Source organism: Streptosporangium sp. NPDC002721, assembly GCF_042888905.1.
In the GTDB taxonomy this organism is placed as follows: Bacteria; Actinomycetota; Actinomycetes; order Streptosporangiales; family Streptosporangiaceae; genus Streptosporangium.
The window spans coordinates 314505-326056 of record NZ_JBIAQI010000005.1 but is presented as its reverse complement, the minus strand read 5'-3'; the positions used below and the strand labels follow the sequence as shown (position 1 = coordinate 326056).

Genomic DNA, 11552 nt, shown 5'->3' with positions numbered 1-11552 from the left:
ACGAAGGACTTCGAGGAACCGCGAAGGGCCGCGCGGGACCACGCGAGACTGCGGAAGACTTCAGGAAACTTCGGGGAGCTTCGAAGGGCTTCGGGAGTCTGTGAGGGACTTCGCGAAACTGTGAGGGCTTCGCGGGACGAGGAGGGCCGGTGTGACCGTGCGGGTGCTGGTGGCCGACGACCAGACGGTGGTGCGCGAGGGGCTGGTGCTGCTGCTGGGGCTGCTGCCCGGCATCGAGGTCGTGGGGGCCGCGGCCGACGGGCGGGAGGCTGTCGAGCTCACCGGTTCCCTGCGGCCCGACGTGGTCCTGATGGACCTGCGGATGCCCCGCATGGACGGGGTGGAGGCGACCCGCAGGATCAGGGCGGCCCACCCGGAGATCCACGTGGTGGTCCTGACGACGTACTCCGACGACGAGTCGGTCTTCGCCGCGCTGGGCGCGGGCGCGCGGGGCTACCTGACCAAGGACTCCGGCGCCGAGTCCCTGGCCTCGGCCATCGCCACCGTGGTCGGGGGCGAGGCCCAGTTCGACCCCGCCGTCCAGCGGCGGCTGGCCGAGGCGGTGGCCGGGGGCCGTCGCACACCCGAACCGCCGGACGGGCTCACCCGCCGCGAGAGCGAGGTGCTGCGGCTGATAGCGGCGGGCCGCTCGAACGCGGAGATCGCCGGGGAGCTGTTCATCTCCGAGGCGACGGTCAAGACGCACATCAACAACCTCTTCGCCAAGGCGGGACTGCGTGACCGGGCCCAGGCGGTGACCTACGCCTTCCGGCACGGCCTGGTCCCCGACTGACCTCGGCGCAACGGCGAGGACTGTCAGGTCTGGGGATGTGGGGACGCCCTCACGGGGTCAGGGTGGATCGGGTACGGATTCACCTCGCGGTGCCCGTTGGAGGGAAGTGCCATGCGACCTGACATCAGTTTGACCGGCCACGAGACGGTGGCGGGTTTCGGCAACTACGCCGAGGCCCAGCGCGCCGTGGACCAGCTGTCGGACCAGAAGTTCCCGGTCGAGCACACGATGATCGTCGGAGTGGGCCTCCGGCTCGTCGAGCAGGTGCTCGGGCGGCTGACCTATCTTCGCGCCGCCGGGATGGGCGCGGCGACCGGAGCCTGGTTCGGACTGCTGATCGGCCTGTTCTTCGCGATCTTCACGCCCGGACGGTTCCCCTTCATCCTGGTCCTGTGGGGCCTGATCTGGGGTGCCATCGCCGGAGCGATCTTCGGTCTGGTCGGCCACGCGCTCACCGGGGGCAAGCGCGACTTCCTCTCGTCGAGCGCGATCGTCGCCGACCGCTACGAGGTCCTGGTCGCCGCCCCGCACGCCGCCGAGGCGCGCAGGCTGCTCAACGTGGGCACGTCCCAGCAGATGCATCAGCAGATCTGACCGGCGCCTCCCGGGACGGAGCCCGCACGGACACGCGGCCCGGCCGGTCCCGCGCTGTCGCGCTGTCCGGCGGGCGCCGGGGCCGCGGTTCGGCTCGGGCCACAGCGCAGTTCGGGCCACAGCGCATAGGAGGGCAGCATGCCGAAAACAGTCGGAATCGACCTGGGTACCACCAACTCGGTGATCGCCACGATGGAGGGCGACAAGCCCACGGTGATCCCCAACGCAGAGGGGGCGCGGACGACACCCTCGGTCGTGGCGTTCACCGACAGCGGTGAGCGCCTGGTCGGCCAGCTGGCCCGCCGCCAGGCGATCCTGAACCCCAAGGGGACGATCTACTCGGCCAAGCGCTTCATCGGCCGCCGCCACGACGAGGTCGCCAGCGAGCTGACCGCCGTGTCGTTCGACGTCGTCCCCGGCCCCGACGGTGCCGTCCGCTTCAAGATCAATGAAAAGTTGTACGCGCCGGAGGAGATCGCCGCGGCCGTCCTGCGCAAGCTCGTGGACGACGCCTCGAAGTTCCTGGGGGAGAAGGTCACCGAGGCGGTCATCACCGTGCCCGCGTACTTCAACGACTCCCAGCGCCAGGCCACCAAGGACGCCGGGAAGATCGCCGGTCTGGAGGTCCTGCGGATAATCAACGAGCCGACCGCGGCGGCCCTCGCCTACGGGCTCGACCGCCAGGAGAGCGAGACCGTGCTCGTCTTCGACCTGGGCGGCGGCACCTTCGACGTCAGCGTCCTCGCCATCGGGGACGGCGTGGTGGAGGTACGGTCGACCGCGGGCGACACCCATCTGGGCGGCGACGACTTCGACCGGCGCATCGTCGACCACCTCGCCGACGAGTTCCAGCGGGACAACGGCATCGACCTGCGCGGGGACCCGCAGGCCCTGCAGCGGCTGTTCGAGGCCGCGGAGAAGGCCAAGGTCGAGCTGTCGGCGGTCACCCAGACGCAGGTCAGCCTGCCCTTCATCACCGCGGACGCCTCGGGCCCCAAGCACCTGAACACCACGCTCAGGCGCTCGACCTTCGAGGAGATCACCGCCGACCTGCTCGAACGGTGCCAGGGGCCCGTCCGGCAGGCCATGGCCGACGCCAAGCTCACCGCCGACGACATCGACGAGGTGATCCTGGTGGGCGGCTCGACCAGGATGCCCGCCGTGCAGAACCTGGTACGCCGCATGACGGGCGGCAAGGAACCGAACATGACGGTCAACCCGGACGAGGTCGTGGCGCTGGGGGCCGCGATCCAGGCCGCCGTCATCAAGGGAGAGCTGAAGGACGTCGTACTGCTCGACGTGATCCCGCTCTCCCTCGGCATCGAGACGCTCGGCGGGGTGATGACGAAGGTCATCGAGCGGAACACGACCATCCCGGCCCGCCGTTCCGAGACGTTCAGCACCGCCGAGGACAACCAGAGCGCCGTGGACGTCGTCGTGCTGCAGGGCGAGCGCGAGCGCGCCGCCGACAACCGTCCCCTGGGCCGGTTCCGGCTGGAGAACATCCGGCCCGCCCCGCGCGGCGTGCCGCAGGTCGAGGTGACCTTCGACGTGGACGCCAACGGGATCCTGAACGTCTCGGCCAAGGACAAGGACACCGGCGCCGAGCAGCGCATCACGATCAGCGAGAGCTCGAACCTGGACACGAGCGAGGTCGAGCGGATGGTCGCAGACTCCGAGCGGCACCGCGAGGAGGACCGGCGGATGCGGCAGGTGGTGGACGCGCGCAACGAGCTCGACAGTGCCGCCTACCAGGTGGAGCACCGCCTGGCGGAGCTGGGCGACTCGGTGCCCGTCCACGAGAGGGCGCGGGCCGACATGCTGGCGCACGACGCCCGCGACGCGATCAAGCAGGAGGCGACGCTCGACCGGGTCCGCTCGCTCACCGCCGAGCTCCAGCAGGTCTTCCACAGCCTCGGCGCGGCGGGCTCCGGCGCTCCCGGAGCCGGGGCGGGTGCCGGAGCCGGGGCCGCGAGTGGTCAGGGAGCGGCCGGCTCCCCGGGCGGCCGGGACGACGACGTCATCGACGCGGAGTTCACGACCGATGAGTGAGACACCCGGGCGTGACCGGCACGTCCCGCGCCGTGACGGGGATCCTCGCGGTGGGTACGACCCGCCCGGCCGGGAGCCGTACGACCAGGAGCGGGGCGAGGGCAGGGAGCGGGACACCGGCCGGGAGGGGCGGGCGGGCACCTCGGATGCCTCGATCACCCGTGACACCCCGGACGCTTCGGACACCTCGAACACCCCGGACGCTTCGGGTGTCTCGGACGGTCTCCAGGATCGCGTGCGGGAGCTCCAGGACCAGGTGGCCGATCTCCAGGACCGCTGGCGCCGTGCCCTCGCCGACCTCGACAACCTGCGCAAACGCGTCGGCAGGGACGCGGAGCGGACGCGGTCGGAGGAGCGGGCGCGGGCGGCGGGGGAGTGGCTGCCCGTGCTGGACAACCTGGACCGCGCGCTGGAGCACGCGGGGACCGATCCCGGCTCCATCGTCGACGGGATGCGGGCGATCCGCGACCAGGCGCAGGAGGTGCTGTCCCGCCTCGGCTACACGCGCCGCGACGACGAGGGGGCCGTGTTCGACCCGGCCAGGCACGAGGCGGTGGGCGTGCTCTCGCAGGAGGGCGTTCCCGACGGCACGGTCCTGCAGGTGGTGCGCCCCGGCTACGGGGACGGCGAACGGCAGCTGCGGCCCGCGCTGGTCGTGGTGGCCAAGGGGGCATGATGCCCCCCGACCGGGACTTCTACGAGATCCTCGGCGTGAGGCGGGGGGCGAGCCAGGAGGACGTCCAGCGCGCCTACCGCAAGCTGGCGCGGGCCAACCACCCCGACGTCAACAAGGACCCGTCCGCCGAGGACCGCTTCAAGGAGGTCTCCGAGGCCTACAGCGTGCTGTCCGACCCCGAGACCCGGCGCCGCTACGACGCGTTCGGGCCGGAGTTCCGCCAGGTGCCCGAGGACGTGGACCCGGAGACGTGGGCGCGAGCCGGGAGCCGGGGCAGGGCCGGTCCTCGGGGTGGGGGCGGGGGTTTCGGCGGCTTCCAGGAGGGGGTCGACCTCGACGACCTCTTCGAGGGGCTGTTCTCCGGCAGGCGGGGCCGGTCCGGCGCGAGCTGGGGGCCGATCCCCGGTGCCGACCAGGAGGCCGAGATCGTCCTGACCGTCGAGGAGGCCTACCGGGGCGGGCGCCGCTCCATCACCGTCGGCTCGCGCGGGCTGCGGGTCGACATCCCGCCGGGCGTCACCGACGGGCAGCGCGTCAGGCTGGCCGGGCAGGGCGGCAGGGGCGGCGACGGGGCGGCGGCGGGCGACCTCTACCTGATCGTCAGGATCGCCCCGCACCCCCGCTACCGGATCGAGGGGCGCGACATCCACGTCCTGCTCCCGGTCACCCCGTGGGAGGCGGCGCTCGGCGCCTCCGTCGTGGTCGACACCCCCGGGGGCGACACCAAGGTGAAGGTGCCGCCGGGGACGTCCGGCGGCAGGCGGCTGCGGCTGCGCGGCCGGGGGATGCCGAGCCGCGCGGACAGGCCGGGCGACCTGTACGCCGAGGTGCGGATCATGGTCCCGGAGCGGTTGTCGGAGGAGGAGCGGCGGCTGTTCGAGCAGCTCGCCGCGGTCTCGGCGTTCGACCCGAGGAGGCGGTGATGAACCACCCGTACCAGGAACGCGGGACACCCGGCCCGGAGGCTCCGCGGAGGACGGCCAGGGCCTACCAGCTGGTCAGGCCCGAGCGTCTGGATCTGGAGACGTTCGCCAGGGAGACGGGGACCCACCCCGAGCTGGTGCGGCGCCTCGTCGCGCTGGGGGTGCTCGACGCGTGGGCCGACGCCGCCGGGCGGCTGTGGTTCCCGCCCTCCCAGCTGCTCACCATGGCGCGGATCCGGCGGCTGCGGGCCGCGTTCTCGATCAACTACGCGGCGCTCGGCCTCGTACTGGACCTGCTGGACCGCATCGCCGACCTGGAGGCCGCCCAGCGCGGCCGTCCCCGACCCACCGGAGGCCCGCCGTGGACATGAACCGGCTGACGCAGAAGTCGCAGGAGGCGCTGCACGACGCGCAGACCAAGGCCCTGCGTTTCGGGCACACCGAGGTGGACGGCGAGCACCTGCTGCTGGCGCTGCTCGACCAGCCCGAGGGGCTGACACCTCGCCTGCTCTCGTACGCGAACGTCGACACCGACCGGCTCAGGAGCGACCTGGAGGCCGAGCTGGGCCGCCGCCCGCGGGTGAGCGGCCCCGGCGCCGCGCCCGGACAGGTCTACGTGACGCAGCGGCTCTCGCGCCTGCTGGAGACGGCCAAGCGGGAGGCCGACCGGCTGAAGGACGAGTACGTGTCGGTGGAGCACCTGATCGTCGCCCTGATCGAGGAGGGCAGCGCGTCCTCCGCCGGGCGGCTGCTGCACGAGCAGGGGCTGGTCAGGGACGGCTTCCTCAAGGCGCTCACCGCGATCCGCGGCAACCAGCGGGTGACGTCCGCGATGCCCGAGGTGGCGTACGAGGCGCTGGAGAAGTACGGGCGCGATCTGGTGGCGGACGCCGTGTCGGGCAGGCTCGACCCGGTCGTCGGGCGCGACGCCGAGATCCGCCGCGTCGTGCAGATCCTGTCCCGCAAGACGAAGAACAACCCGGTCCTCGTCGGCGACCCCGGCGTGGGCAAGACCGCCATCGTGGAGGGGCTCGCCCTGCGGATCAGCCACGGGGACGTGCCGGAGGGGCTCAAGGGCAAGACGGTCTTCAGCCTCGACATGGGCTCGCTGGTGGCCGGGGCCAAGTACCGGGGCGAGTTCGAGGAGCGGCTCAAGGCGGTGCTCAACGAGGTCAAAGCCGCCGAGGGGCGCATCCTGCTCTTCGTCGACGAGATGCACACCGTGGTGGGCGCCGGGGCCGCCGAGGGCGCGATGGACGCGGGCAACATGCTCAAGCCCATGCTGGCCCGGGGCGAACTGCACATGATCGGGGCCACGACCCTCGTCGAGTACCGCAAGCACGTCGAGAAGGACGCCGCCCTGGAGCGCCGCTTCCAGCCGGTGATGGTCGACGAGCCGTCGGTCGAGGACGCCGTGTCCATCCTGCGCGGCCTGCGCGAGCGCCTGGAGATCTTCCACGGGGTGAAGATCCAGGACAGCGCGCTGGTGGCGGCCGTCGTGCTGAGCCACCGCTACATCTCCGACCGTTTCCTGCCGGACAAGGCCATCGACCTGGTGGACGAGGCGTGCGCGATGCTCCGTACGGAGATCGACTCGATGCCCGCCGAGCTCGACGAGCTCACCCGCAGGGTGATGCGCCTGGAGATCGAGGAGGCCGCGCTCGCCAGGGAACTCACCAGGGAGGAGGACTCCGCGAGCGGGGCCCGGCTGGAGGAACTGCGCAGGGAGCTCGCCGACCTGCACGCCGAGGCCGACGCCATGCGGGCGCAGTGGGAGGCCGAGCGGCACGCCCTGCGCGCCGTCCAGGCCCTGCGCGCGGAGATCGAGCAGGTACGCGCGGACGCCGAGCGGGCCGAGCGCGACTACGACCTCAACCGCGCCGCGGAGCTGCGGCACGGCAGGCTGCCGGACCTGCTGCGGCGGCTGGAGTCCGAGGAGGAACGGCTGTCGGCCAAGCAGGGTACGTCGCGCCTGCTGCGCGAGGTCGTCACCGACGAGGAGATCTCGATGATCGTCTCCCGGTGGACGGGCATCCCGGTGAGCCGGCTGCGCGAGGGAGAGCGCGAGAAGCTCCTGCGGCTCGACCAGATCCTGCACGAGCGGGTGATCGGCCAGGACGAGGCGGTACGGCTGGTGGCCGACGCCGTCATCCGGGCCCGCTCCGGCATCAAGGACCCGCGCCGCCCGATCGGGTCGTTCGTCTTCCTGGGGCCCACGGGCGTCGGCAAGACGGAGCTGGCCAAGGCGCTCGCGGAGGCGCTCTTCGACACCGAGGACAACATGATCCGCATCGACATGAGCGAGTACCAGGAGCGGCACACGGTCAGCCGCCTCGTCGGCGCGCCCCCCGGCTACGTCGGGTACGAGGAGGGCGGCCAGCTGACCGAGGCGGTGCGGCGCAGGCCGTACTCCGTGGTGCTCTTCGACGAGGTGGAGAAGGCGCACGCCGACGTCTTCAACACGCTGCTGCAGGTGCTCGACGACGGGCGGCTCACCGACGCGCAGGGCAGGACCGTCGACTTCCGCAACACCGTCCTGATCATGACCTCCAACCTCGGGTCGGTGTACCTCCTCGACGGCGTCACGTCGAGCGGGGAGATCGAGCCCGAGGCGCAGCAGCGGGTGATGGCCGAGCTGCGCTCGCACTTCCGTCCCGAGTTCCTCAACCGCGTCGACGACATCGTGATCTTCAAGCCGCTCACCCCCGAGGAGATCGAGCGCATCGTCGGCCTGATGTTCGTCGAGCTGCGGACCCGCCTCGACCATCGGGGCATCCGGCTGGAGGTCACCGAGGCGGCGCTGCGGCACATCGCCGAGCGGGGCTACGACCCCGTGTACGGGGCCCGCCCGCTGCGCCGGTTCATCGCCAGGGAGGTCGAGACGCGCATCGGCCGCGCACTCCTGTCGGGGGAGGCGGACGAGGGAGCCGTGGTCCGGGTGGACCTGGCCGGGGACGAGCTCGCCGTCACCTACGGATGAGCCGCCATCGGTTGTCTCAGCGGAGGCGGGGGCGGTCCCTGCCGCCGTTCTCCTCCACCGCGAGCCTGGCCAGCTCGACCCGCGAGTGGATGCCCAGCTTGCGGAAGACCTGCCGCAGGTGGAAGGCGACGGTGTGCTCGCTGATGAACATCTGCTCGGCGGCGTGCCGGTTCGTCAGCCCTTTGGAGACCAGGTCGCAGACGGCCTGCTCGGTACCGGTCAGGCTGGCCCACCCCGACACGGGACGGTCGGTCCTGGCCCAGTGGCGGCACCGCTCGCCCAGGAGCCGCAGCCTGCCCCGTACCCGTGCCGCGTCCCGGGTGGCCTCCACGGCCCCGTAGCAGGTCAGCGCGGTCTTCAGGCTCTCCACGGCCAGGTCCCGGCGGTCGCCGTCCGCGCCGAGCAGCACGCCGAGGTCCTCCGCGGCCGATCCCCTGGCCCAGGGGTCGGCGTGCCCGGCCGCCGCGCGGCCCAGCGCCTCGGGATCGCCCTCCCGCAGGCCCCGCGCGTGGTCGGCGGACGCCGACGGGCCGGACAGGGCGGGGTTGCGCCGGGCGATGTCCTCGGCCGCGCCGATCACGGCGTCGGCCCTGTGCCGGTCCTCCGCCGCCATCGCCATCCGTACCAGCCACGCCGCGGCGGTGGGCTCGCCTGCCAGCGCCCCGAGGTGGCGGGGCAGCGCGTCGCAGATCCCGCCGAGCGAGCCCATGCCGCCCGCCGCGCCGTCGCGCGCCTCGCTGATCCGCCCGGCCACCAGTTCCGACCGCAGCCACGCGCGGGGCGGTACGCCGGGTGCCGACCTGACCGGGTCCCTCTCCATGTAACCGATGGCCCCCGGCAGGTCGCCCGCGCGCAGCGACGCGGTGCCGAGCACCGACAGGGCGGAGGAGGCCAGGAGCGGGGCGTCCAGGGTCCCGGCGGCGGTGAGGCCCGCCTCCCCGTGCTCGATCGCGCCGCCGAGCCGGCCCGCCGCCAGGTCCAGCCGGGCGCGCAGGACGGGGATCTCGGCGGCCCACCCGGGCTCGCCCTCGGCGTCGGCCTCCTCGGCGGCGCTCTCCGTCGTCAGTCTCGCCTCGTCCAGCAGCCACAGGTCGATCAGCATCGAGGCCAGCACCGCCCTCGGCTGCCGTCGCGGGCGCCGCCCTCGTTTTCTTTGCTCCACGGCCTCGCGCGCCAGGTCCAGCCCTTGTGAGAGCCCGCCCTCGTCCCACGCGAGCAGGGCCAGGTCCACGAGCCTGCCCGCCTCGCAGCCCTGGGACGAGGGGGACCGCGGGGCTCCGGAGGCGCGCTCGACCTGCTCGCGCAGCGCCCGCCGCACCGGTGACGGCACCTCCTCGACGATCGACCGCCACACCAGCTCGTGCCGGAACGTCAGCTCGTCGTGGTCGGTCACGAGCACCCCGGCCGCCAGCGCCTCCTCCAGCGGGGGAAGCAGCGCGGCGGGGGTCTCGCCGAGCATCTCGGCCACGTACGCCGGTGTGAAAGAGCGTCCCAGCACCGCGACGGCCTCCAGCAGGTACCTGGTCCTGACGCCGAGCTCGTCCAGGCGCCGCCGGACGGCGGTGTGCAGGCGCGGGGGCAGTGCCGTTTCGGTGGATGCGGTCCCGGCGGGCGCGGTCCCGGCCGGTGCGGTCCCGGTCAGCGCGGTCCCGGCCAGTCGGGCGACGCCGTCCTCGACCAGGACGGCGCCCTCCTCGCGCAGCCCGGTGAGAAGCTCGGCGAGCAGGAGCGGGTTGCCCCCGGCCTGGGCGGCCAGCGCCGCCAGGTCCTCCCCGGGGACCGCGCCCAGGATGTCGGCGGAGATCTCGGTCACCGCCCCCTCGTCGAGGGGGCCCAGCGCGATCCGTACGGCCCCCTCCCGCTCCAGCAGGTCGAACAGCCGCCCCGCCTCGCCGGGTGCCGGGGTGTCGCGGCGGGCCAGCAGCCACGCCACGGGGTACGAGGCCAGCCGCGAGGGCATCGTCCGCAGGGCCATGACCGTGGCGGGGTCGGCCCACTGGAGATCGTCCAGAACCACCAGCAACGGCCCCGAGGCCAGCCTTCTCTCCAGCGAGGTCCTGACCTGCTCGGCGAGCCACAGCAGCAGTCCCGGCCCGTCGGGGGAGGTGCTCCTGGTCATGGGGATCGGAAGCGTCGGCGAGTCCCCGAGCGCGGCCAGCAGCGGTCCCAGCGGGGTCAGCCGCCCCAGCTCGTCGGCCCGCCCGCTCGCCACCGCCGTCCCCCGCGCGGTCGCCGCGCTCGCGGCCTCGGCGAGCAGCAGCGACTTCCCCGTCCCGGGTTCGCCCTCGACGAGCACGACGTTCCCGGTCGCGGACGTGACACCTCCCAGCAGGGCGAGAACCGCCGCCCACTCATCTTTCCGGCCGCGCATAGTCATGTCTCGGATCTGGGGTCATACGGCGGGCTTCCTGAGGAGTGATTACGCATATGACATCCCCAGGGGACGAATCATCACGCGTCGGGCACCGCTGCACACCGGTGGTTTGGCACAGATTTGACCTCAGGGCCCCACCAGCCGGGCGATCCGTCCGGTCAGTGTCCGGGCAGTGCCCGATGGCGCCCGATCGGCGCTCGACGAGCGTGATCCTTGGCCCGACCGGCCGGATCGGGCGTCCGGCCGGTGCCCGTTCGGCCTCCGGCCGACGCCCGGTCAGCGCTCGATGAGCGTGACCTCCAGGGAGTAGTGGGAGGCGCGGTAGACGTGGGAGCCGTGCTCGACGGCCCTGCCCTGGTCGTCGTAGGTGGTGCGGACCATCGTGAGCAGCGGCGCCCCGCGCCGCTCGCCGAGCAGCCTGGCCTCGGCCGCCGTGGCGGCCCGCGCCCCCATGCGCTGGTTCGCCACGCGCATCCGCACCCCCGCGGCGCGGAGCATCTCGTACAGCCCACGCTCCTGGAGGCCGTCGGCGGTCAGCGGGGCGAGACCGGAGGGCAGCCAGTTGTGCAGCAGGGCCAGCGGCTCCCCGGCGGCGTAGCGGATCCGCTCCAGGCGGAGCATCTCGGTGCCGGGCGCGACCCCGAGGATCGTGGCGACCGACTCCTCCACCGGGGCCGGTCCCAGGACGAGCACCCTGGTGGCCGGCTCCTGGCCGGCCCTGCGCAGGTCGTCGTAGAGGCTGGTCAGCTCGACGGAACGCTTGACCTGGCCGTGCACCACCTGGGTGCCGACGCCCCGCTTGCGTACCAGCAGGCCCTTGTCGACCAGATACTGGATCGCCTGGCGGACGGTCGGGCGCGACAGGCCCAGCCGGTCGGCGAGCAGGATCTCGTTGTCGAGCCGCGATCCGGGGGGCAGGTCGCCGCGGCGGATGGCCTCGGAGATCTGCTCGGCCACCTGGAAGTAGAGCGGGACCGGGCTGGACCGGTCGAGATCGATGGCGAGCTGCGCCGTCATTCGCCCTCCCGGTTGACACGCCGCGCCGTCAGGCTAGCGGACATCAGAATGTCTTGACAAAAACCGGCCGGGACCCGTGGGAGGTGCGGGCCGGGCGCGTACGGGGCAGGCGTCCTCGTACAGGATGGAAGGCGGTTCGCGTC

Annotated in this window: 9 protein-coding genes; 7 read left to right on the top strand and 2 right to left on the bottom strand. The window is 72.8% G+C overall.

The window, feature by feature from the left end; translation table 11 throughout:
* The first annotated feature begins 151 nt into the window (after positions 1-151).
* The 7 genes from ACFYWM_RS09095 (at position 152) to clpB (ending at position 8018) form a co-directional block, all read left to right on the top strand.
* Positions 152-793 carry a response regulator gene (locus tag ACFYWM_RS09095; protein WP_389910992.1) on the top strand — a complete coding sequence of 214 codons (642 nt, stop codon included), beginning with the start codon at positions 152-154 and terminating at the stop codon, positions 791-793.
* A gap of 111 nt (positions 794-904) precedes the next feature.
* Positions 905-1387 carry a general stress protein gene (locus ACFYWM_RS09090; protein WP_389910989.1) on the top strand — a complete coding sequence of 161 codons (483 nt, stop codon included), beginning with the start codon at positions 905-907 and terminating at the stop codon, positions 1385-1387.
* A gap of 138 nt (positions 1388-1525) precedes the next feature.
* Entirely contained in the window at positions 1526-3439 is a 1914-nt protein-coding gene (dnaK, locus tag ACFYWM_RS09085) for a molecular chaperone DnaK (RefSeq protein ID WP_389910987.1), read from the top strand.
* Positions 3432-4115 carry a nucleotide exchange factor GrpE gene (locus ACFYWM_RS09080; RefSeq protein ID WP_389910984.1) on the top strand — a complete coding sequence of 228 codons (684 nt, stop codon included), beginning with the start codon at positions 3432-3434 and terminating at the stop codon, positions 4113-4115. The genes dnaK and ACFYWM_RS09080 overlap by 8 nt, the downstream gene beginning before the upstream one ends.
* On the top strand, positions 4115-5038 hold the full coding sequence (locus tag ACFYWM_RS09075) for a DnaJ C-terminal domain-containing protein (RefSeq protein ID WP_389910982.1): 924 nt from the start codon (positions 4115-4117) through the stop codon (positions 5036-5038). Before ACFYWM_RS09080 ends, ACFYWM_RS09075 begins: the two co-directional genes overlap by 1 nt.
* A complete protein-coding gene (locus tag ACFYWM_RS09070; protein ID WP_389910978.1) occupies positions 5038-5409 on the top strand; it encodes a chaperone modulator CbpM in 372 nt (123 codons plus the stop codon). The genes ACFYWM_RS09075 and ACFYWM_RS09070 overlap by 1 nt, the downstream gene beginning before the upstream one ends.
* Positions 5400-8018 carry an ATP-dependent chaperone ClpB gene (gene clpB, locus ACFYWM_RS09065; RefSeq protein WP_389910975.1) on the top strand — a complete coding sequence of 873 codons (2619 nt, stop codon included), beginning with the start codon at positions 5400-5402 and terminating at the stop codon, positions 8016-8018. Before ACFYWM_RS09070 ends, clpB begins: the two co-directional genes overlap by 10 nt.
* A gap of 16 nt (positions 8019-8034) precedes the next feature.
* Here clpB and ACFYWM_RS09060 read toward each other — a convergent pair whose 3' ends face one another.
* Entirely contained in the window at positions 8035-10395 is a 2361-nt protein-coding gene (locus ACFYWM_RS09060) for an AAA family ATPase (RefSeq protein WP_389910973.1), read from the bottom strand.
* 273 nt (positions 10396-10668) lie between these two features.
* Entirely contained in the window at positions 10669-11409 is a 741-nt protein-coding gene (locus ACFYWM_RS09055) for a GntR family transcriptional regulator (protein ID WP_389910970.1), read from the bottom strand.
* Positions 11410-11552 lie beyond the last annotated feature (143 nt).